The following is a 22651-nucleotide window of genomic DNA, read 5'->3' on the forward strand; positions in this document are numbered from 1 at the left end:
CTCCCATGAAAGAAAATGAAAAACCACCACCAAAAGATGCCACCAAGCCAGCAATAGCGACAAAAACAAACAAAAAAACTAATTAAAACAATGGCATTTATTTTTACACGAAAAACATTAATCACAAATTTAACGCTTTTATGATGACAAGAGTGAACATGAAAAATGGAAAACGTTTTTCTTCGTTTGAATTTTTAGTCTTTTCTTGTTGGTGTAAAAAAATGGCTTAATCAGCCATAAAGATGCTCAAATCTGTTACCTGGTGATGACATTCAGGAAGGGAAAATCTGGTGGATAATGCAATAGTGTGATTTATAAGGCATTCAGATAAAAAATTGCCGATAGCGCGTCTTTTTACACAAACTCTGGCTGACTGACAGCAAAAACCCCGGCAAGCCGGGGTTTTTCACTGGGGTAGCAGTAGTACGAAAGTGCCGCTCAGAGGCATCACTTGAGATTGAGCACATCCTGCATGTCATAAAGACCGGCCCCCTGCTGACCAAGCCACTTGCCCGCCCGCACAGCACCGTTGGCGAAGGTCAGGCGGCTGGAGGCCTTGTGGCTGATCTCCACCCGCTCGCCGATATCGGCAAACATGACGGTATGCTCCCCCACCAGATCGCCGGCACGAATGGTGGCAAAGCCGATAGTGTTGCGATCCCGCTCGCCAGTGATCCCCTCGCGGCCATAGACGGCGCACTCTTTCAGATCCCGGCCCAGCGTTTTGGCGACCACTTCCCCCATGGAGAGCGCAGTACCGGATGGCGCATCCACCTTGTGGCGATGGTGGCCTTCGATGATCTCGATGTCGGTGTAATCCCCCATCACCTTGGCGGCCTGCTCCAGCAGTTTGAACACCAGGTTGACCCCGACCGAGTAGTTGGAGGCGAACACGATACCGATCTGCTTGCCCGCCTCTTTCAGGGCGGCCTTGCCTGCATCGTCAAAACCGGTGGTGCCGATCACCATCTGCTTGTGGTGGGCCAGCGCAAAAGCCAGATTGGCCAGGGTCACCTCGGGGCGGGTGAAGTCGATGATAAGATCAAACTCGTCACGCACCTTGTCCAGACTGTCACTGATCGCCACACCCAGATGGCCCAGCCCATTGAGCTCACCGGCATCGAGACCTATCACCGCCGAACCCGGCCGCTCCAGTGCAGCCCCGACCACTACGCCATCGGTGTTGGTGATGGCCTCCAGCAGCACCTTGCCCATACGACCATTACAGCCCATCACGGCCACACGGATCGGATTGTCCATCTCCACCCTCTCATCTCTTTTAATTATGGAAAGAGACCGTTTTACCAGCCCGCGCCAGCTTTGAAAAGCCCACAGTGAGCCAGCAGAGACAACCGACAAATAAACGAAATATTTAATTTAATCCGAACATTTAACGGATTTAGTCAGAGTGACAAAATCGAAAGATAAAAACACCTATCCATCTGGACGTCTATCTTGACCTTGTGGGGTTGACTCACTACTGTGGGCACCCCAATGCGGCAGGATGCCCGCCCTGTTTTCCCCCTATCCCTATCCGATACAGGTACAAAGCAGTTCATGACAGGAGGTCATTGTTCAATTTCAGAGGAACACATGATCCAGACTCAACCCAGTGCCAGGGCCTTGCTGCCACTTCTGGTTTTTCTCGCACTCTTTATCGGTACCGGTACCTGGCTGACCCTGCAGGGGGTCGAGTTCGCCTTCTATCAGCTGCCCGCTCCGGTTGCTGCCTTGCCTGCGGTAATGCTGGCCCTGCTGCTTGGCAAAGAGAGCTTCAACAGCAATCTGGAGACCTTCTTCAAGGGGGTTGGCCACAGCAATATCATGGCGATGTGCCTTATCTATCTGCTGGCGGGCGCCTTTGCCAGCGTTGCCAAGGCCACCGGCGGGGTTGATGCCACCGTGGCGCTGGGCCTGTCGCTCATCCCTGGCTGGGCGCTGTTGCCCGGACTGTTCCTCATCTCTGCCTTTATTGCTACCGCCATGGGCACCTCCATGGGCACCATAGGTGCAGTGGCGCCGGTGGCCCTCGGTGTGGCACAGGCTGCCGGTATCGATCCGGTGCTGATGGCAGGTACCATTCTCTCCGGCGCCATGTTTGGCGATAACCTCTCCATCATCTCCGACACCACCATAGCAGCAACCCGCAGTCAGGGGTGCGAGATGAAGGACAAGTTCCGCGAGAACTTCAAGATTGCGGCCCCTGCCGCCATCGCGGTGATCCTGCTCTATCTGACCCTGGGCTCAGTGGGTGAATCCCCTGCCAGCGGCAGCGCCATAGAGCTGTTCAAGGTGATGCCTTATCTGCTGATCCTGGGGCTGGCGCTCGCCGGAGTGAATGTGTTTGTGGTGCTGGGGATCGGTATTCTGGCCGCCGGAGTGGTGGGCATGATCAACGGCTACGCCATCGGTCAGTTCAGCAAAGATATCTATCAGGGCTTTACCGGCATGCAGGAGATCTTCCTGCTCTCCATGCTGATCGGCGGTCTCGGCGCCCTGATGGAACGTCAGGGTGGTCTGGCCTGGATAAGCGATCGCATCAGCGCCCTGATTGCCCGTTTCACTCGCGAGCACAATGGTGAACAGAACGAGAAAGCGGCCGAGCTCGGCATCGCCGGGGTGGTGAGCCTCACCAACCTCTGCACTGCCAACAATACCGTCGCCATTATCGTTGCGAGCAAGGTGGCCCGGGATCTGGCCGAACACCACGGTGTCACCCCGCGCCGCGCCGCCTCCATGCTCGATATTTTCTCCTGCGTGGTACAGGGTCTGATCCCCTGGGGCGCACAGGCGCTGCTGCTGGGATCCATCTTCGCCCTGTCGCCGTTGGCGGTGGTGAGCATGAGTTTCTACCCGATGGCACTCGCGGTAGCGGCACTCATTGCAGTGTTTGTGAAGCACCAGATGCGCGGCAAGGCTGACAAGTAACTGACCAGACGCTGGCGCGCCGACATGCCATCAACAGGGGCCACACCCTGGCCCTTGTTGACTCACTATCGGATCCGCCAGCATTTATCCCACCGTCCCGGGCGGGGTTCCCCTTCCCCCCTTAACGTCAAGAGTGAATGTGCTAAGGTAGAGCGCGTTCAAGCCATCGATGCGCAGCTATACCAGAGGTTCCCCATGCATGAGTCCCAACCCGAACGTCAATCCCTGCGCCAACTGGTTCGTCAACGCCGCAAAAATCTGAGTCCGGCCGAGCAGCAATTGGCGGCCCAACAGCTGCTGGCCCAGTTCAAGCAACACCCCGAGATCCTCGCCGCCAAACGCATTGCCCTCTATCTGGCCAATGACGGGGAGATCAATCCATTGCCCACCATCCATTGGCTGTGGGCCCAGCACAAAGAGGTCTACCTGCCGGTGCTCCACCCCTTTACCCCGGGTCACCTGCTCTTTTTGCGCTATACCGCCACCAGCCCCATGGTACGCAACCGCTACGGCATCGAAGAGCCGGAGCTGGATATCCTGCAGGTGGTGCCCCACAGCACGCTCGATCTTATCTGCACCCCGCTGGTCGCCTTCGATGCCCAGGGCAATCGTCTTGGCATGGGGGGCGGCTACTACGATCGCACTCTCGCCATCTGGCATGAGCACAAGCTGGGCCCCAAGCCGCTCGGCATTGCCCACGACTGCCAGCAGGTGGATGCGGTCCCGCAAGAGGAGTGGGATGTGCCGCTGCCCCAGATCATCACCCCGAGCCACTGCTGGCGCTTTGAATAAGCTGTTTTTGGCAGGCAGCCCCTGCTTTGTGCGCGCAAACGCAGAATAAACAGGCAAACGATTTACAAAGTCCCTCTTTTTGCCCCGGAACGTGAGCAACAAGGTCGCGACGGGGTACCGGGTTGGATATAATGCGCCCGCTTTTTTCTTAAGGAACGATCATGACTCAAGATGAAATGAAGAAGGCGGCCGGTTGGGCTGCGCTCAAGTATGTGGTTCCCGGCACCATCGTCGGGGTGGGCACCGGCTCTACCGTCAACCACTTTATCGACGCGCTGGCGACCATGAAGGACGAGATCAAGGGGGCGGTATCCAGCTCCGTGGCCTCTACCGAGCGCCTCAAGGGCTTCGGCATCACCGTATATGATCTCAACGAGATCGACGCCCTCTCCGTCTATGTGGATGGCGCCGACGAGATCAACGCAACCCGCGACATGATCAAGGGCGGTGGCGCAGCCCTGACCCGCGAGAAGATTGTTGCCGCCGTCGCTGACAAGTTCATCTGCATCATCGACAACACCAAGACCGTCGACGTGCTGGGCCAGTTCCCGCTGCCGGTGGAAGTGATCCCGATGGCCCGCGAATACGTGGCCCGCGAAATTCGCAAACTGGGTGGCAACCCGGTGTGGCGTGAAGGCGTGGTCACCGACAACGGCAACCACATTCTGGATGTGAAAGGCATGGCCATTACCGACGCCAAGGCGCTGGAAGTACGACTGAACGCCATTGTTGGTGTGGTCACCAACGGCCTGTTCGCCGCGCGCGGCGCCGATGTTGTCCTGATCGGTACGCCGGACGGCGTGATTACCCAGTAATCCCGACACCGGTAGCACAGTGCAGCGGCATCCTCCCTCCCTCGCCAGCGCCACTCTGCAACCTCTGACGCAGCAGCGGCGTTGATTGAGCCCCGGGATGGGATATGACCCAAACATTGCACTGTGAATAAATGACGGCGCCTGATGGCGCCGTTTTTATTTATCCCTCAACAAGTTGCATACGGATGTTTACAACATTCGTTGATAACTTCAAAGAATTTGACTTTCGTCACAAATATTCCCTCTCCCAAACGTTTTTGCTACTTTACGGTTTTCTTCGCACACCAAATCTGCACTTACGTTTGCACATACAGAGGGATCGTCATGACTGCCAAGTTTTCGTTGGACAAGGATAAAATCAAGGTTCTGCTGCTGGAGGGGGTTCACCCCAACACCGTAGAGACCTTTCGTGCCGCAGGTTACACCAGTGTGGAGTATCTCAAGACCTCGCTCTCCGAAGAGGAGCTGATCGAGCAGATCCGCGACGTCCATTTCATCGGGCTGCGCTCCCGCACCCAGATCACCGAGAAAGTCCTCGACGCCGCCAACAAGCTGGTCGCCATCGGCTGCTTCTGCATCGGTACCAACCAGGTCGAGCTGGAAGCGGCCCAGATCCGCGGTATTCCGGTCTTCAACGCCCCCTTCTCCAACACCCGTTCGGTCGCCGAGCTGGTACTGGGCGAGATCCTGCTGCTGCTGCGCGGCATCCCCGAGAAGAATGCCAAGTGCCATCGCGGCGTGTGGGAAAAACTGGCCAACCGCTCGGTGGAAGCGCGCGGCAAGAAGCTTGGCATCATCGGCTACGGCCACATCGGTACCCAGCTTGGCATCATCGCCGAGAGCATCGGCATGAAAGTTTATTACTACGATATCGAGAACAAGCTCTCGCTGGGTAACGCCATTCAAGTGCCGAGCATGGTCGAGCTGCTCAATATGTCTGACGTCATCAGCCTGCACGTGCCGGAGACCGCCTCCACCAAGAACATGATCGGTGCCGAGCAACTGCGGATGATGAAGCCGGGCGCCATCTTCATCAACGCCGCCCGCGGTACTGTGGTGGATATCGATGCGCTGGCTGACGTCATCAAAAGCGGCCATATTGCCGGCGCCGCCATCGACGTCTTCCCGGTCGAGCCCAAGTCCAATGACGAGGAGTTCCAAAGCCCGCTGCGTGGGCTGGAGAACGTCATCCTGACCCCGCACATCGGTGGCACCACCCATGAGGCGCAGGAGAACATCGGGCTGGAAGTAGCCAACAAGCTGGTCAAATACTCCGACAACGGCTCCACCCTCTCCGCCGTCAACTTCCCGGAAGTGTCGCTGCCGGGCCACAAGGGCTCCAGCCGCCTGCTGCACATTCACCGCAACCAGCCGGGCGTGATGAACCAGATCAACCAGATCTTCGCCGAAGAGGGGATCAACATCGCCGGTCAATACCTGCAGACCAGCAGCCATATCGGTTACGTGGTGATCGACGTGGAGACCGAGCACAGCGAGAAGGCGCTCGCCAAACTCAAGGAGATCAACGGCACCATCCGCGCCCGCATCCTCCACTGATAGACCCTTATCTGCGCAGCAAAAAGCCCGTCGTGATGACGGGCTTTTTTATGAAGCAGAACCTAAAGGCAGCGTAGTGGCTTACCACCACCCCAACAGGTTGCGGCCCACCAGCGCCCCCCATACCAGGGCGTTCAGGGCCAGCGCGATAAAGACGGCGGCGGAGCCCAAATCCTTGGCGCGACCGGAGAGCTCATGATGCTCGGAGCCAACCCTGTCTACCACAGCTTCAATGGCAGAGTTGAGGATCTCGACGATCACCACCAGCCAGCTGATGACGATAAGCAGCAGGATCTGGTTGAGGGAATCCCCCAGCCAGAAGGCCAGCGGCATCAGCAACAGGATCAGCATCAGCTCCTGCCGAAAAGCCGCCTCGTTAATCCAGGCTGACTTGAGCCCCTTCATGCTGTAACCGGTTGCGTTGATGATGCGGGTGACCCCGGTTGCCCCTGGCTTTGCCACGCTATCTACCTCATTTGGAATCGATTTTGGCCTCACATCCTATCAGAGCCCCCCAAGGTTTCAATCAGGGGACTTTTGCTTTATTTTATCTCTTTGCTTTTTCGCCCCTTGCGGCTGACACCACCCACTCGAGACTTGAGTTGTATGTCCATTCACACAGATGAATTGCGCACCCGTCGCCTGGAGTCACTGATCACTCCGAGCGAGCTTGCACACGCGTTTCCGATCACCGATACCATTGCCCAGAATCTGCTGGATGCCCGTCGCGAAGTGGAAGCCATTCTGGCCGGAGACGATCAGCGCCTGCTGGTCATTGTCGGCCCCTGCTCTATCCATGATCCCGCTGCTGCTCGCGAGTATGCCCAGCGCCTCAACGCCCTGCGCGAGCAGTATAAAGAGAGCCTCTGCATCGTGATGCGCACCTACTTCGAGAAGCCGCGCACCATCGTCGGCTGGAAAGGGCTCATCAACGATCCGCGCCTCGATGGCAGCTTCGACGTCAACGAAGGGCTGAAACTGGCGCGCAAACTGCTGGTCGACATCAACGAGATCGGCATGCCCACCGCCACCGAGTTCCTCGATATGGTGACCGGCCAGTATATTGCCGACCTCATCACCTGGGGCGCCATCGGCGCTCGTACCACCGAATCCCAGGTACACCGCGAGATGGCCTCGGCCCTCTCCTGCCCGGTTGGCTTCAAGAACGGCACCGACGGCAATACCCGCATCGCCATCGATGCGGTGCGCGCCGCCCGTCACAGCCACATCTTCTATTCGCCGGACAAGGACGGCAAGATGACCATCTACCGCACCGCCGGTAACCCCTTTGGTCATGTGATCCTGCGTGGCGGCCACCGACCCAACTACGACACCGCCAGTGTCGATGAAGCCTGTGAAGCGTTGGCCGATGTGGGCCTGCCGGAGCGTCTGGTGGTCGATTTCAGCCACGGCAACAGCATGAAGGATCACCGTCGTCAGCTGCTGGTGGCGCAAGATATCTGCGATCAGCTGCGCCGCGGCCGTACCGGCATCGCCGGCATCATGGCCGAGAGCTTCCTGGTGGAAGGGCGTCAGGATGTGGAGAACGGCTGCGCCGCCACCTTTGGCCAGAGCATCACCGATGCCTGCCTGTCATGGAACGATACCGAAACCCTGCTGGCGATGCTGGCCGAAGCGGCGCAGGTGCGGTTGAACAAAGCAAACCTGCGGTAACGACTGCGACATCACCCTTCGGCCAGAGCATCACAGATGCCTGCCTGTCGTGGAGCGCCACCGAAATCCTGCTGGCGATGCAGGCCGAAGCCGCGCTGGTGCGGTTGAACAAAGCAAACCTGCGGTAAGACTGCGACATCACCCTTCGGCCAGGGCATCACAGATGCCTGCCTGTCGTGGATCGACTCCGAAACCCTGCTGGCGATGCTGGCAGAGGCGGCGCAGGTGCGCCTGAGCAAACAGGCTTGAACTGCGAATAAAACCAAAGGGGCCAGTATTTTTGATACCGGCCCCTTCTTCTTGCCGTCGGCCGATTACGCTTCGCTAATCGACCCTACATGCGCCCTCTTTCCTGTACACCCTACTTACAAACTGGGCATAAACCACACGCGCCCCGCAGCTTCGATGCGGTCGGTGCGGATCTGGAATACCTGCGCCAGCAGCGCCTCATCCACCAGCTCGACACCCCCTTCGCGCACCACCGCGCCCCCTTGCAGGCAGAGAATGCGGTCGGCCCAGTCGATGGCCAGATTGATATCGTGGATGGCGAGCACCACCAGCAAGCCCTGAGCGGCCAGGGTTTTCAGCAACCGCAATAGCGCCAGCTGGTGATGCAGGTCGAGCCCCGCCAGCGGCTCGTCCAGCAGCAGCACCTTGCCGGTCGGATTGAGGCTCGGCCACACCTGCAGCAGGGTGCGGGCAATCAGCACCCGCTGCTGCTCGCCCCCCGACAACCGGCTGAAGTCCCGGGCCAGCAAAGCTTCCAGCTCCAATGCCTCGCACAATGCATTTATCGCCTCGTTCTGTCTGGCAGGTGCAACCATCTCATCAAGCCCCAGGCTCAATACCTGAAACACCGGAATATGAAACAGCTGGGGCTGACGTTGGGGCAGCATGGCGCGCCGTTTGGCAAGCTCGGGCCAACTCAGGTCAGTAAGCACTTCCCCCCCCAGCAGCACTGTGCCATCGGCGGGTAAAATCCCCGCCAGCGCCCCGAGCAGGGTCGACTTGCCACTGCCATTGGGTCCAAGCAGCGCCACCAGCTGGCCGCCATGCCAGCGAAGATCGAGGGGAGAGAGCCGTCCGGCAATGGCGAGTGCGCGTGCTTCCAGCAGCGGCGCAGCAGCACGAGAAGAAACCGGCATGGGATCAGCGGGTGACATCGGCATCTTGCCTCAACAACGGGTAAATAAGGAGACTGCGCGCCCCGACCAAATCATGCAGATATTCATGCAGCACCATCGGCAGTTTGCCTCAATAGCAGGTAGATAAAGAGCGGCGCCCCCACCGAGGCGGTGATGACGCCGATAGGCAACTCCCCCGCGCTCAGGGTGGATCGAGCAACCAGATCGGCCGCCAGCAGCAGGGCCCCGCCGCCAAGCGCCGAGGCAGGCAGCAGAAAGCGCTGATCGCAGCCACCGCAGAGCCGCAGCAGATGGGGCACCACCAACCCGACAAAACCGATGACACCACACAACGACACCGCCACACCGGTCAGCAGACAGACCGCCAGCACCAACCGCACCCGCATCCTGTCGACATCCATCCCCATCAGGCGGGCCTGAGTCTCCCCCAACAACAACTGTTGCAGCGCCTTGCCCTGCCAGCAGAGCCAGCCCAGGGTGAGCGGCAGCACCAGCCACCACCAGGCAAACTGCTGGCTGCCGTAAGAGAGGCTACCCATCATCCAGAACATGAATTCACGCAAGGAACCATCGTCGGCAAAGTACATCAACCAGGTCATGGCGGCATTGGTAAGAATACCGATAGCGACGCCAAACAACAGCAAGCGGGCATGGCCGAGACGCGCCCGGCGAGCCAGCCGAATGAGCAGCATGGTCACCAGCAGGGCGCCACCAAAGGCCGCCAGCGACAGCCCCCAGCCGGGCAGATAGAGGCCGAGGGACTTGGCCACCGCCATCGCCACCATGGCGGCAAGGCCAGCCCCGCTCGAGACACCAAGCAGCCCGGGTTCGGCCACCGGGTTGTGCAGCATCACCTGCAACACGGCGCCGCCACAAGCAAGGGCTGCGCCAGCCAATAGGGCCAGCAAGGCACGCGGCAGACGCAGCTCCAGCAGGATGCGCAGTTCGAGATCGCCAAGGGGATGCCAGGGCAGCAGCACAAACTCGCCCCAGACGAGGGAGAAGAGAAACAGCAGCAGGGTCAGCAGCGTCAGGCCACAGAGCCAGCGCCGCTGCCAGCGCTGCTGGCGGGCGATAAGGAAGAGGTACAAGGAAGATCCCCGAATAACAAGGCTTTCCCCCGGCCCTGTCGCAGCGCCGGGGGGAAGCAGGAAAAGGGCATGATAACAGTGGCTTGCCACCCAAGGTCAAGGCTGGTAACGCTTTGCCATCACGCTTATCTCGCCGCTGGCCACCAGATTTTGCAGCGCCACCAGCAAGGGCTGGCGCAGCGACTGGTGAGGTGAGTGCTTGCTCATCCCGAGATAGAGGGTCACCGGCGTGGCGGGGCGGTAGTCCGCCTTGCCTATCCGGCTGGCATTTCCCTGACTCAGGGCATAGTCCACCTGACAGTCGGTGCCAATCATCAGCGGCAGGTGACCGCGCTGCACCATGCGCAGCAGCTGATCTTCGGTGGGTACTCCGTGCTTGTCGAGGCGGCTGTCACTGCTGAAGGGCTCAAAGTAGGCGGAGTTGAGCACATAGCCCACCTTCACCCCCTGCAGATCGCGGTATTGGTGGATCCGGGCCACATTGACCGGCTGACCATAAAACGCGGGCCAGCATTGGTAATAGGCAGGCTGCAGATAGTCGATGAACTGCGCCCGCTCGGCGGTATAGGCGAGGCCAATCATCAGATCGACCTGACCGGTCTGCATCTGCTTGAGCGCCCTGCCCCACGGCATCCGCCGTACCTGCAACTCAATGCCGCTCGCCTGTTGCAACCGGCGCAGGATGTCCATGTCGAGCCCCTGCAACCGGCCATCCGCTTGCTGGATGCGAAATGGCGGCCACAGATCGGTGGCCACCGTCAGCGTCGGGGTCGCTCGCACCGGCATGGCAAATAACAGTAACAACACAATCCCGCATAACTTGCCCATCCCGTCGCATACCTCGCACGGCTTATCCTGTTGGTTAAAAATACCCTCCCACACCACGTATGAAAACCCGTGGTTCAGGGATAAAATGCGCCGGATTTTCAAGGAGAACCCAATGAACCCGATTTTCGCCAGTATCGGTCTGCTGCTCTGCAGCAACGTCTTTATGACCTTCGCCTGGTACGCTCACCTCAAGAGCATGAACCATAAACCCTGGATCATTGCCGCCCTGGTGAGCTGGGGTATCGCCCTGTTCGAATACCTGCTGCAAGTGCCCGCCAACCGCATCGGCCATACGGTGATGAGCGTGGGCCAACTTAAAATCTTGCAAGAAGTGATCACACTCACCGTATTCGTCCCCTTCTCTATCTTCTATCTCAAGGAAGATCTGAAATGGGACTATCTCTGGGCAGGGCTCTGCATTCTCGGTGCGGTCTTTTTTGTCTTTCGCGAGAAACTGACCGGCGCCTGAGGCTGTACACTCAATATCATCCCGCTCATGGCATCTCATTGATCGACGAGGCAAAAAAATGGAATTGCGAGACATGTTACAGATCCTGGCCAAGCAGGATGGCTCAGACCTCTATCTGTCGACCGGCGCGCCCCCCTGCGCCAAGTTTAACGGCGGCCTGCGCCCCCTCAACGAAACGCCGCTGGAGCCGGGTGAAGTGGCGCGGATCGCCGCCGAGATCATGGATGGCGAGCAGAAGCAGCAGTTCGAGAAGGATCTGGAGATGAACCTCGCCATCTCCCTGCCCCAGATCGGCCGCTTTCGGGTCAACATCTTCAAGCAGCGCAACGAAGTCTCTCTGGTGGCCCGCAACATCAAGACCGAAATCCCCCGCTTTGAAGATCTCAAACTCCCGCCTGTGTTGCTCGACACCATCATGGAGAAACGCGGCCTGGTACTGTTTGTCGGCGGTACCGGCTCGGGTAAATCTACCTCGCTGGCGGCGCTTATCGACCACCGCAACCGCAACAGCGGCGGACACATCATTACCATCGAGGATCCGGTGGAGTTCGTTCATCGCCACCGCAAGAGCATCATCAACCAGCGGGAAGTTGGCGTGGATACCCGCAGCTTCCACGCTGCGCTGAAAAATACCCTGCGTCAGGCGCCGGACGTCATTCTTATCGGCGAAATTCGCGATCGAGAGACCATGGAACATGCGCTGGCCTTCTCCGAAACCGGCCACCTTGCCATCTCCACCCTGCACGCCAACAACGCCAACCAGGCGCTGGATCGCATCATCAACTTCTTCCCCGAGGAGCGCCGTCCGCAACTGCTCAACGATCTGGGCAACAACCTCAAGGCCTTTGTCTCCCAGCGGCTGGTAAAAACCACCGATGGCGGCCGCCGGGCCGCAGTGGAGATCATGCTCGGCACCCACACCATCCGCGACATGATCAAGCGCGGCGAATTTGGCGGCCTCAAAGAGGTGATGGAAAAATCCAAGGCCCTCGGCATGGTTACCTTCGACAGTGCACTGTTCGATCTGGTGGTGGAAGGGGTGATTGAGGAAGAAGAGGCGGTGAAAAACGCCGACTCGGCCAACAACCTGCGCCTCAAGATCAAGTTGTGGAAGGAGAAGGGGCAGATTGCCAGCAGCAGTGATGCCACCGGCTGGAGCCTCGAACCCACCAAGGACGAGAAGGGCGATTTTTTCTAACTAGCCCCTCGAGAACCCCGGGCCAGCCGGGGTTCTCTTTATCCAGCACGGCTGGCCCGACTTATCCCTCAGCTCACGAAGATCACTGCCTGTCAGCACCAACGGCGAACGCGCTGGCAATACGCCACATACTCGTCGCCGAAACGGGCGCGCAGCAGCCGCTCCTCCGGCATGATCTGAAAGCGAGTCAGCCAGGCAACCAGCACGATTGGCCCAACCCAGACCCAACTTCCCCCCAGATAACAGCCCCAGGCGGCCAGCCAGCAGAGCAGCCCCAGATACATGGGATTGCGACTGACACGATAAACGCCGCAGGTCACCAGACGACTGGTGTGCTGCGGTTTGGTGGGGCTGACCGTGGTCTGATGGTGACGAAACCGTTGCAGGGCCCCAAAGCCCATGATGGCCCCCACCACGACCAGCACATCCATCAGCGTCATTGCCCAGATACCGGGCTGGCTCTCCCCTCTTAGCCACCACATGACACCAGCACAGAGCAGGAAGATCAGCGGTGGTGGCAAACGTAACTCAAGATTGACCATTTTCTTCCCCTGACGAGTGTCGGCCGAACCCGTGTTGCGGTAGACTCCCAACCAGTCAGCGCCTGTTGAGAGTGACAAAGATCATAATAATAACAACAAGTTGTGGTTAAACCACCACCAATGTGGCCGACCCCGTCCAAACTATCCAACGCGAACAACAAAAAGGAATCACCATGCACAAGAAAACTCTGCTGGCTACCCTGATCTTCGGCCTGCTCGCGGGCCAAGCCGTTGCGGCTCCCTATCTGCCCCTTGCGACGGATCATCGCAACGGCCAGGAGCAAACCGCCAGCAACGCCTGGTTGGAAGTGGATCTGGGCGCCTTTGAGCACAATATCCAGACCCTCAAGGATCGTCTCGGTGACAAGGGCCCGCAGATCTGCGCCATCATGAAGGCCGACGCTTACGGTCATGGCATCGACCTGCTGGTCCCCTCCGTGGTCAAGGCCAATATCCCCTGCATCGGCATCGCCAGCAACGAAGAGGCGCGCGTCGCCCGCGAGAAGGGCTTTACCGGCCGTCTGATGCGGGTGCGTGCTGCCACCCCGGATGAAGTAGAGCAGGCCCTGCCCTACAAGATGGAGGAGCTGATCGGCAGTCTGGTGAGTGCCCAGGGTATCGCCGATATCGCCCAGCGCCACCACACCACCATTCCGGTGCATATCGCGCTCAACTCAGCCGGCATGAGCCGCAACGGCATCGACCTGCGCCTGGCCGATGCCAAGCAGGATGCGCTGGCCATGCTCAAGCTAAAGGGGATCACCCCGGTCGGCATCATGACCCACTTCCCGGTTGAGGAGAAAGAGGACGTCAAGATGGGACTGGCCCAGTTCAAACTGGACTCCCAGTGGCTGCTGGAAGCGGGCAAACTGGATCGCAGCAAGATCACCATCCACGCCGCCAACTCCTTCGCCACTCTGGCCGTGCCGGACGCCTACTTCGACATGGTGCGCCCGGGCGGCCTGCTCTACGGAGACTCCATCCCCTCCCACACCGAATACAAGCGGGTGATGGCATTCAAGACCCAGGTCGCTTCTGTCAACCACTATGCAGCGGGCAACACCGTCGGTTATGACCGCACCTTTACCCTCAAGCGTGACTCCTGGCTCGCCAACCTGCCGCTGGGCTACTCCGATGGCTATCGCCGTGCCCTCAGCAACAAAGCCTATGTGCTGATCCAGGGTCAGAAGGTGCCGGTGGTCGGCAAGACTTCCATGAACACCATCATGGTGGATGTGACTGATCTGAAAGGGGTGAAACCCGGCGACGAGGTGGTGCTGTTTGGCCGTCAGGGTGACGCCGAAGTGAAACAGGCGGATCTGGAGGAGTACAACGGCGCCCTGCTGGCGGACATGTACACCATCTGGGGCTACACCAACCCCAAGAAGATCAAACGCTGATAACACGATATGAAAAAGGGCTCCCGCGGGAGCCCTTGTTGTTTGGTATTAAATGATGTTGCGTTTAAGCGGCCTTTTTACGGGTCACAAACAGACTCAGCCCCATGGATGCCAGCAGGATCAACGCGACTACGCCCAGTGCTATGCCGGTCGGGATCTTGAAGATATCCAGCAGCAGCATCTTGACCCCGATAAACATCAGGATCAGCGCCAGACCGTATTTGAGCAGGGCGAAGCGATCAGCCACACCCGCCAGTAGGAAGTACATGGCGCGCAGACCCATGATGGCGAAGATGTTGGAGGTCAGCACGATGAAGGGATCCGTGGTCACCGCGAAGATGGCCGGGATACTGTCCACCGCGAAGATGAGATCGCTCACCTCCACCAACACCAGAATGAGCAGCAGCGGGGTGGCATAGCGCACACCGTCACGCCAGACGAAGAACTTCTCCCCTTCCAGGGTCTCGGTCACCTTGAAACGACGGCGCATCCAGCCTAGCAGCGGATTGTTGGCCAAGTCCGGCTCCTTGTCGGCCGCCCACAGCATCTTGGCACCGGTCAGCAGCAGGAAAGCGCCGAACAGATAGAGGATCCAGTGGAACTGCTCGATGAGCCAGCTACCCGCGAACACCATACCGGCACGCATCACGATGGCACCCAGTACTCCATAGAGCAGCACCCGGCGCTGCAGCTCGGCCGGAATGGCAAAGTAACCGAACAGCATCAGCCAGACGAATACGTTGTCCACTGCCAGCGCTTTCTCGATGAGGTAGCCGGTGAGGAACTCCAATCCCTTCTGGTTGGCAATGTCACGGCCAGCGCTGTGGTCCAGCCAAAACCAGATGGCCAGGTTGAAGAGCAGAGCAACACTGATCCAGATGAGGGACCAGACGCCCGCCTCTTTGAGGGACACCTTGTGTGACTTGCCGCCACCAACAAAGCGTATGTCTATCCATAACAGGACCAGCACTATGCTGAAGAAACCGGTCCACATCCACCATTCACCCATGTTCACTTCTCCCAAAAACGACAAAACCCACGACCGAGAGGCGTGGGTTTGCGTTTGGAGCAGATACACCTTGCCTCTCGGCAAGGTCTCACTTACAGCTGATTTGCATCGACTGCCCGGCTGCCGGGTGCACTGCAGGAAATGGGTGCACCGTAATGACGACAAACCGGCGAGAAGTTACTCCCCTTGTTGCGCGGATAGTAGCAGCGGTAAAAGATAACGCCAAGAGGCATCTTCACTACCGCCAGAAATAAATCGGGGCCCCATCAAGGAGCCCCGCAAGCAGGTTCAACACATCCCCATCAGAGCGGGTCGACCTTGAGGCAGGAGACCGCATGATCGAAGTTACCCTCCAGCACAGGGCGGGTCTTGGCGCACTCGGGGCCAGCCACCGGGCAGCGGGTGCGGAACACGCAACCGGACGGCGGGTTCATCGGTGAGGGCAAGTCCCCCTCCAGGATCTGGATCACCTTGTTGCGCTCCAGCTCAGGGTCCGGGATTGGCACCGCGGACATCAGCGCCTTGGTGTAGGGATGCAACGGGTTGGCAAAGATCTCCTTGCGGGTCCCCAGCTCAACGGCGTTGCCCAGATACATCACCAGCACCCGATCGGAGATATGTTTGACAACCGACAGATCGTGGGCGATGAAGATGAGCGACAGCCCCATCTCCTTTTGCAGGGATTTGAGCAGGTTGACCACCTGTGCCTGGATAGAGACATCAAGCGCTGACACCGGCTCATCGCAGATGATCATCTTGGGCTCGAGGATCAGCGCCCGGGCAATCCCGATCCGCTGGCACTGGCCGCCGGAGAACTCGTGCGGATAGCGGTTGACCAGGTTGGGCAACAACCCCACCTTGCTCATCATGGCGCGCACCTTCTCCTTCACCTCTTCCCGTGGCAGGTTGGGATAGAAGGTGATGAGCGGCTCGGCGATGATGTCGCCGATGGTCATGCGTGGGTTCAGAGAAGCCAGCGGATCCTGGAAGATCATCTGGATCTCTTTGCGCTTCTCGCGCAGGGCATTCTGATCGAGCTTGGTGAGATCGTCACCCAGCCACACCACCTTGCCATCGGTGGCCGGTACCAGACCGATGATGGCGCGGGCAAAGGTCGATTTGCCGCAGCCGGATTCACCCACCACGCCGAGGGTTTCCCCTTCGTAGAGGCGCAGGGTAACGCCATCGACCGCCTTCAAATCGGATGGCTTGGCCCAAGGCCACGCCTTGCCACTCTTGATACTGAAGTGGACCTTGAGGTCAGACACTTCCAACAGCAATTTTTTGTCGGCACCCATTTAGTTGGCCCCCTTGTTCATGGCATCCGAAACCCAGTGGCAAGCACGCTCCCGACCGTCGTTGAACGGGGTCAGGATCGGTGACTGCTGGCCGCAAATCTCGCTCACACGGTGGCAACGCTCCTGGAAGGGGCAACCGGTCGGCAGACGCAGCAGGTTGGGCGGATTGCCCGGGATGGTGGGCAACACTTCCCCTTCGGTATCGAGACGAGGAATGGCGCGCAGCAGGCCTTCGGTGTAGGGGTGGCTCGGGCGATAGAAGATATCGTCTACCTTGCCGTACTCCATGGTACGACCGGCATACATCACCAGCACCTTGTTGCAGATACCGGCGACCACGCCAAGGTCATGGGTGATCATGATGATGGCGGTGTTGAACTCGCGCTTGAGCTCATTCATCAGAGTCATGATCTGGGCCTGTACGGTCACGTCGAGTGCGGTAGTCGGTTCGTCGGCGATCAGCAGTTGCGGCCGGCAGAGCAGTGCCATGGCGATCATCACCCGCTGACGCATGCCGCCGGAGAACTCGTGGGGATACATCCCCATCCGCTTGCGCGCTTCGGGAATTTTCACCGCATCGAGCATCCGCACCGACTCTTCGAACGCTTCCGCCTTGCTGACGCCCTTATGCAACATCAGCACTTCCATCAGCTGATCCTGCACCTTCATGTAGGGGTTGAGCGAGGTCATGGGGTCCTGGAAGATCATGGCGATCTTCTCGGAGCGGATCTTGTTGAGCTTGGACTCCGGCAGGTTGAGGATCTCCTCCCCCTGAAACTTGGCGGAACCGGTAATAATGCCGTTCTTGGCCAGCAGCCCCATGATGGCAAAGGCCGTCTGGGATTTACCGGAGCCGGACTCGCCGACGATCCCCAGGGTTTCACCCGCAGAGAGAGAAAAATTGAGGTCGTTGACCGCCACCACATTGCCATCCGGGGTCTTGAACTCGACCCGCAGATCTTTCACATCCAGTAACTTCATATAAAAACTCCTTATCGATCTTTCGTGATGCTTTCCTGTCGACCCGATGCTCGATTAACGATCTTTCGGATCGAGGGCGTCACGCAGACCATCCCCGAGGAAGTTGAAGCAAAACAGGGTCACCACCATAAAACCGGCGGGGAACAGCAGTTGCCAGATGGCCACTTCCATCGACTTGGAGCCTTCATCCAGCAGGGCACCCCAGCTGGTCATCGGTTCCTGAACCCCAAGGCCCAGGAAACTCAGGAAGGATTCAAACATGATCATCCCCGGCACCAGCAAGGTGGCGTAAACGGCCACGATACCGAGTACGTTCGGTACGATGTGACGGGTGATGATCTTCCACTTGGAGACGCCACAGACGTGGGCCGCCTCGATAAACTCCTTGCTCTTGAGGCTGAGAGTCTGGCCGCGCACGATACGCGCCATGTCGAGCCAGCTCACCGCCCCGATAGCGATAAAGATGAGTGCCAGATTGCGGCCAAAGAAGGTGACCAGCATGATGACAAAGAACATGAAGGGGAAGGCGTTGAGGATCTCCAGTACCCGCATCATCAGGCTGTCGACCCGCCCGCCGATAAAGCCGGAGGCCGCGCCATACAGGGTGCCGATGATGACCGCCACCATGGCGCCCATGATGCCGACCATCAGGGAGATGCGACCGCCCAGCAGGGTGCGCACGAACAGATCGCGCCCCAGACTGTCGGTTCCGAAGTAGTGACCTGCTTCCATATCCGGCGGCGACTGCATGGCGCCCCAGTCCGGATCGTCAAAGGTGTATTGGGACAAATGGGGGCCAAAGATGACCGCCAGACCGATGATGGTCAGAATGATCAGGCTGGTCAGGGCCGCCTTGTTGCGCAGGAAACGGCGACGGGCATCCTTCCACAGGGAGCGCCCCTCCACCACTTCCACTTTTTGCGCGAACGCCTCGACGGCATCGCGTTTTTCAGTTGAAACAACCATGATGAACTCCCGAATTAGTAACGGATCTTGGGATCGATAAAGGCGTAGAGAATATCGACCACTGCGTTAAAGGTGATGGTGAGGGCGCCGACCAGAATGGTCAGACCGAGCACCATGGAGTAATCACGGTTAAGGGCACCGTTGACGAACAGCTGACCGATCCCCGGCAGGCCGAAGATGGTCTCGATCACCACGGAACCTGTGATGATGCCGACAAAGGCCGGGCCCAGATAGGAGACCACCGGCAGCATGGCCGGACGCAGCGCGTGTTTCAGGATGATGTGGCGCAGCGGCAAGCCCTTGGCACGGGCGGTACGGATGAAGTTGGAGTTCATGGTCTCGATCATGCTGCCCCGCATGATCCGCGAGATGGCGGAGATGTAGTACATCATCATGCCGAACACCGGCAGCACCATAAACTGGATGCCACCGCCCTGCCAGCCACCGGCAGGGAACCAGCCCAGATGAATACTGAAAAACAGCACCAGCAAGGGCGCCAGCACAAAGCCCGGGATCACCACCCCGGCCATAGCCGACGACATCAGCAGATAATCGATGATGGTGTTCTGTTTCAGTGCCGCTATGGTGCCGAAGGTGACCCCCAGCAACACGGCGAAGAAGAAGGCCGTGGTCCCGATCTTGGCGGATACAGGCAACGCCTGGCTCACCAGATCATTGACGGTGAAATCCTTGTATTTGAAAGAGGGACCCAAATCACCCTGCACCAGGTTGCCCAGGTAGGTGAGATATTGCATGCCAATGGGTTTGTCGAGCCCATATTTGGCCTCGATATTGGCCATCACTTCAGGGGGAAGTGAACGTTCGCTGGTAAAGGGGTTACCCGGGGCGAAACGCATCATGAAGAAAGAGACAGTGATCAAGACCAACAGAGTCGGGATCGCTTCCAATAGCCGTTTAAAAATGAATTTCAACATAGACATTTCCTGTCCTGTACTGCTTCCAAAGGGTCGCGATTGTAATAAAGGCCCGCCGTCCGGCGGGCCCTGCTTGTTATGCGACTTGTTGCTTTAAATCAGTGAGCAATGATGTACATATCTTTGCTGTAGAGGTTATCCAGCGGGTTGCTTGGGTAACCCCCAACATAAGCTTTGACCATCCGAGGTTGAACATATTGGTATATCGGGATGATCGGCATGTCCTTGGCCAGGATCTCTTCCGCCTGGACATAGAGCTTGTTGCGAGCGTCCGCATCAACCTGATCACGAGAGTCGGTCATCAACTTGTCAAACGCTGGATTGGAGTACTTGCCATCGTTGTTGCCGTGAGTGGTCTGCATCAGATCCAGCATGGATGAGGCTTCGTTGTAGTCGGCGCTCCAGCCGGCACGACCCACGTCAAACTGGCCCTGCTTCTTGGTTTCCAGGTAAGTTTTCCACTCCTGGTTCACTAAACTGACCTCTGCACCCAGTTTTTTCCACATGGAAGCAACGGCCACAGCCACTTTCTTGTGGTTGTCATCGGTGTTGTAGAGCAGCTCGAACTTCAACGGCTTGCTGGCATCGAAACCTGCCTCTTCAAGCAGCGCCTTGGCCTTGGCATCACGCTCGGCCTGGGTCATTTTTGACCACTCTGGGGCAACCGGTTTAAAACCATCGACATAGTCAGGCGTCAACCCATATGCGGGTTTTTGCCCTTGCCCCATGACTTTATCTGCAATCACGTCACGATTGACCGCATAAGAAAGAGCAGTTCGCACTCGCACGTCATCAAACGGCTTTTTCTTGATGTTGAACTGGTAGTAATAAGTAGAAACCAGACCTTCAACCTTCAAATCAGCCGGGTAATCTTTCTTGAGTTGCTTGAAACGTTCGATAGGCACGTTCCATGTCATATCAATTTCACCAGCCAAGAAGCGATTTAGCTCCGCGTTGGTGGACTGGATCGGAAGATAGGTAACCTTGTTGATCACCGTTTTCGCATCATTCCAGTAGTTTTTATTACGCTCCAAGCCAATTCGCTCATTAACAACCCACTCCTTCAATACGTAGGCACCATTACCTACCATATTGCCCGGCTGGGTCCATTTTTCACCATACTTCTCGATGACCTTCTTCGGTACCGGGTAGGTGGTGGTGTGAGAGAGCATGGTTACGAAATAAGGGATAGCCTTCTCGAGCTGCACTTCGAAGGTGTAGTCGTCGGTCGCCTTCACGCCCAGCGTATCAGCCGGCTTCTTGCCAGCAATGATCTCTGTAGCATTGGCAATAGTTGGCATCTCCAGATACCAGGAGTAAGGAGAGGCTGTCTTGGGGTCAACTGCACGCTGGAAGGCATATACAAAATCATGTGCGGTGACAGGTTCACCGTTGGACCACTTGGCATCTTTGCGCAGGTGGAAGACGTAGTGCTTGTTATCCTTGGTTTCCCAAGACTCTGCGACACCAGGAACAACTTCCCCTTTCGAACCGGATGTCACGAGACCTTCAAAGAGGTCGCGCAAAATTGCAGACTCAGGCGTTCCTTCAACTTTCTGTGGGTCCAAGGTCGCAGGCTCGGAACCGTTGCCTTTTACCAGTTGCTGGACTTCAGCCAGCTTGGTTCCCGCCGGGACATCGGCAGCCTGAGCCACATTGACGCCACCAAACAGTGCAGCCATCAGCAATGTGTTAATCATTGTTTTTTTATGAGTCATTTCCCTACTCCAACAAGAACATTCCATGCGTTTTTAAAGTGACGGGGTTAAAACCCGCTCCCAGCATAATTCCCTGCCAATTCCGATAATGCAACAGATATTGTCAGGGTAACCGTCATTTTCTGGTTAAAAAATCAGCTGACACGCGCTTTTTCAGTATTAAAACACCGACAAAACGCTCATTTTTCACACAAACGACCGATTCTAGAAAAGACCGGGCAAAAAGCAACCAATAAAAAGCCGGTCACGAGGACCGGCTTTCATAAAGCTGAGCTGGCTCACATCAAACTGGGGAAAACCCCCTTGATACCGGCCACCATGATCTCGATACCCAGCGACATCATGATAAGACCCATGATACGGGTCACCACGTTGATGCCGGTGTTGCCCATGATCTTGAACAGCAGCGGCGCGGCGCGGAAGATGAGCCAGGAGCAGAAAGAGAAGACCACGACAACCACAGACATACCGAGCAGCTGCTGCCAGTGGCTCTGGCTGGCATAGACAATCACCGAGGAGATGGCACCGGGGCCCGCCATCAGCGGCAGCGCCAGCGGTACCACGGCGATAGACTCGCGCACCGCCAGTTCACCCTTCTCCTGTTTGTTGTGCTTCACCTCGCCCAGCTTGCCCTGCAGCATCGACCAGGCAATCAGGGTAATCAGCGACCCACCGGCGATCCGGAACGACGCCAGCGAGATGCCAAACCCATCGAGGATCAGCTGCCCCATATACATGGAGACCAGCAGGATCACCATCACCGCGATATTGGCGGTGGTATTGGTTTTCATCCGCTCGGCCTGGGTATGGTGGCTGGTCAGACTGACAAACACCGGCAACAAACCAAGCGGGTTGATAATTGCGAACAAACCGACAAAAAACTTCAGATACAACGAGACGTCAATTGCTGCCATAGGCGCCTTCCAATAGAGTTTCGGGCCCAGCGGGCCAGTCCATTAATTTCGTGCGTAAATTTACATCATAGCCAGAGTGGGTACCAATCAAATAATCTCACCATTTTGAGGGTTTTTTAGTTAGTTCATCTAATGCATCCGCGCTAACTGGCATAAACCGATGCCAAAAGCCCTTTCTACCGCCCGACACGCGCCAGAAAAGTGAGCGCAAGCCTGCTTAATCATGACCAGAGAGTCCGACGATGACTGACCGAATGACCAAGCGACTCGAGAGGATCCAGGCTTTGCCTTCCTACTATTTCAGGCCAGACATCAATTCATTGACTCGGCAAGAGAGCCACAATGCAAAAACCGGGAAAGCGGGCAGAAATGGCCCCCTCGGGGAATAAAG

21 protein-coding genes are annotated in these 22651 nt (G+C 57.7%); 8 read left to right on the forward strand and 13 right to left on the reverse strand.

Going from position 1 to position 22651, the window contains the following annotated elements:
- Positions 1-447: 447 nt before the first annotated feature.
- Positions 448-1260: a 4-hydroxy-tetrahydrodipicolinate reductase gene (dapB, locus tag G5315_RS15145; RefSeq protein ID WP_005347132.1), complete on the reverse strand. Its 813-nt coding sequence runs from the start codon at positions 1258-1260 to the stop codon at positions 448-450.
- 333 nt (positions 1261-1593) lie between these two features.
- Here dapB and G5315_RS15150 point away from each other — a divergent pair, with 333 nt between their 5' ends.
- The 4 genes from G5315_RS15150 (at position 1594) to serA (ending at position 6092) form a co-directional block, all read left to right on the forward strand.
- The gene (locus tag G5315_RS15150) at positions 1594-2928 is read left to right on the forward strand and encodes a Na+/H+ antiporter NhaC family protein (RefSeq protein WP_266135091.1); all 1335 of its coding nucleotides are present in this window, start codon (positions 1594-1596) and stop codon (positions 2926-2928) included.
- Between the two features lie 195 nt (positions 2929-3123).
- Entirely contained in the window at positions 3124-3720 is a 597-nt protein-coding gene (locus G5315_RS15155) for a 5-formyltetrahydrofolate cyclo-ligase (protein WP_058059524.1), read from the forward strand.
- A 161-nt stretch (positions 3721-3881) separates the two neighbouring features.
- On the forward strand, positions 3882-4535 hold the full coding sequence (rpiA, locus tag G5315_RS15160; protein WP_005353106.1) for a ribose-5-phosphate isomerase RpiA: 654 nt from the start codon (positions 3882-3884) through the stop codon (positions 4533-4535).
- Between the two features lie 324 nt (positions 4536-4859).
- On the forward strand, positions 4860-6092 hold the full coding sequence (gene serA, locus G5315_RS15165; RefSeq protein ID WP_005337639.1) for a phosphoglycerate dehydrogenase: 1233 nt from the start codon (positions 4860-4862) through the stop codon (positions 6090-6092).
- 81 nt (positions 6093-6173) lie between these two features.
- Here serA and G5315_RS15170 read toward each other — a convergent pair whose 3' ends face one another.
- Entirely contained in the window at positions 6174-6554 is a 381-nt protein-coding gene (locus G5315_RS15170; protein ID WP_005337641.1) for a diacylglycerol kinase, read from the reverse strand.
- A 144-nt stretch (positions 6555-6698) separates the two neighbouring features.
- On the opposite strand from G5315_RS15170, the gene G5315_RS15175 reads away from it, so the two are divergent.
- Positions 6699-7766 carry a 3-deoxy-7-phosphoheptulonate synthase gene (locus G5315_RS15175; RefSeq protein WP_322863871.1) on the forward strand — a complete coding sequence of 356 codons (1068 nt, stop codon included), beginning with the start codon at positions 6699-6701 and terminating at the stop codon, positions 7764-7766.
- Positions 7767-8131: 365 nt separating this feature from the next.
- Here the strand turns inward: G5315_RS15175 and G5315_RS15180 are convergent, their stop codons facing one another.
- The 3 genes from G5315_RS15180 to G5315_RS15190 form a co-directional block, all read right to left on the reverse strand.
- Positions 8132-8929 (reverse strand): ATP-binding cassette domain-containing protein, encoded by a 798-nt coding sequence (locus tag G5315_RS15180; protein WP_216951571.1) that lies wholly within the window; start codon positions 8927-8929, stop codon positions 8132-8134.
- A 65-nt stretch (positions 8930-8994) separates the two neighbouring features.
- Positions 8995-10002 carry a vitamin B12 ABC transporter permease BtuC gene (btuC, locus tag G5315_RS15185; RefSeq protein WP_421333295.1) on the reverse strand — a complete coding sequence of 336 codons (1008 nt, stop codon included), beginning with the start codon at positions 10000-10002 and terminating at the stop codon, positions 8995-8997.
- Between the two features lie 96 nt (positions 10003-10098).
- On the reverse strand, positions 10099-10830 hold the full coding sequence (locus G5315_RS15190) for a substrate-binding periplasmic protein (RefSeq protein WP_421252385.1): 732 nt from the start codon (positions 10828-10830) through the stop codon (positions 10099-10101).
- A 112-nt stretch (positions 10831-10942) separates the two neighbouring features.
- Between G5315_RS15190 and G5315_RS15195 the strand changes: the two genes are divergently transcribed.
- Together G5315_RS15195 and tapW are read left to right on the forward strand one after the other, a co-directional pair.
- On the forward strand, positions 10943-11299 hold the full coding sequence (locus tag G5315_RS15195) for a DMT family protein (RefSeq protein WP_005353120.1): 357 nt from the start codon (positions 10943-10945) through the stop codon (positions 11297-11299).
- 58 nt (positions 11300-11357) lie between these two features.
- Positions 11358-12497, forward strand: coding sequence for a type IVa pilus ATPase TapW (gene tapW / locus G5315_RS15200; protein WP_005353124.1), 1140 nt, complete (start codon positions 11358-11360; stop codon positions 12495-12497).
- A gap of 92 nt (positions 12498-12589) precedes the next feature.
- Here the strand turns inward: tapW and G5315_RS15205 are convergent, their stop codons facing one another.
- Positions 12590-13039, reverse strand: a complete 450-nt coding sequence (locus tag G5315_RS15205; protein ID WP_266135096.1) for a methyltransferase family protein — start codon at positions 13037-13039, stop codon at positions 12590-12592.
- 173 nt (positions 13040-13212) lie between these two features.
- Here G5315_RS15205 and alr point away from each other — a divergent pair, with 173 nt between their 5' ends.
- The gene (alr, locus tag G5315_RS15210; protein ID WP_103422279.1) at positions 13213-14439 is read left to right on the forward strand and encodes an alanine racemase; all 1227 of its coding nucleotides are present in this window, start codon (positions 13213-13215) and stop codon (positions 14437-14439) included.
- Positions 14440-14503: 64 nt separating this feature from the next.
- Here the strand turns inward: alr and G5315_RS15215 are convergent, their stop codons facing one another.
- From G5315_RS15215 to G5315_RS15245, 7 genes are all read right to left on the reverse strand, one after another.
- Positions 14504-15448 carry a TerC family protein gene (locus tag G5315_RS15215; protein ID WP_227342375.1) on the reverse strand — a complete coding sequence of 315 codons (945 nt, stop codon included), beginning with the start codon at positions 15446-15448 and terminating at the stop codon, positions 14504-14506.
- A gap of 302 nt (positions 15449-15750) precedes the next feature.
- A complete protein-coding gene (gene oppF / locus G5315_RS15220; protein ID WP_005337666.1) occupies positions 15751-16746 on the reverse strand; it encodes a murein tripeptide/oligopeptide ABC transporter ATP binding protein OppF in 996 nt (331 codons plus the stop codon).
- Positions 16747-17727: an ABC transporter ATP-binding protein gene (locus G5315_RS15225; RefSeq protein ID WP_005337668.1), complete on the reverse strand. Its 981-nt coding sequence runs from the start codon at positions 17725-17727 to the stop codon at positions 16747-16749.
- A 54-nt stretch (positions 17728-17781) separates the two neighbouring features.
- The gene (gene oppC / locus G5315_RS15230) at positions 17782-18693 is read right to left on the reverse strand and encodes an oligopeptide ABC transporter permease OppC (RefSeq protein ID WP_139407229.1); all 912 of its coding nucleotides are present in this window, start codon (positions 18691-18693) and stop codon (positions 17782-17784) included.
- A gap of 14 nt (positions 18694-18707) precedes the next feature.
- Positions 18708-19628: an oligopeptide ABC transporter permease OppB gene (gene oppB, locus G5315_RS15235; protein WP_069555437.1), complete on the reverse strand. Its 921-nt coding sequence runs from the start codon at positions 19626-19628 to the stop codon at positions 18708-18710.
- A gap of 98 nt (positions 19629-19726) precedes the next feature.
- Complete coding sequence (locus G5315_RS15240; RefSeq protein ID WP_266135098.1) at positions 19727-21346, reverse strand: ABC transporter substrate-binding protein; 1620 nt, start codon at positions 21344-21346, stop codon at positions 19727-19729.
- A gap of 278 nt (positions 21347-21624) precedes the next feature.
- Positions 21625-22260 (reverse strand): YchE family NAAT transporter, encoded by a 636-nt coding sequence (locus tag G5315_RS15245; protein WP_005337678.1) that lies wholly within the window; start codon positions 22258-22260, stop codon positions 21625-21627.
- Positions 22261-22651: the final 391 nt, after the last annotated feature.

Source organism: Aeromonas sp. 603607 (assembly GCF_049171595.1).
In the GTDB taxonomy this organism is placed as follows: domain Bacteria; phylum Pseudomonadota; class Gammaproteobacteria; order Enterobacterales; family Aeromonadaceae; genus Aeromonas; species Aeromonas veronii.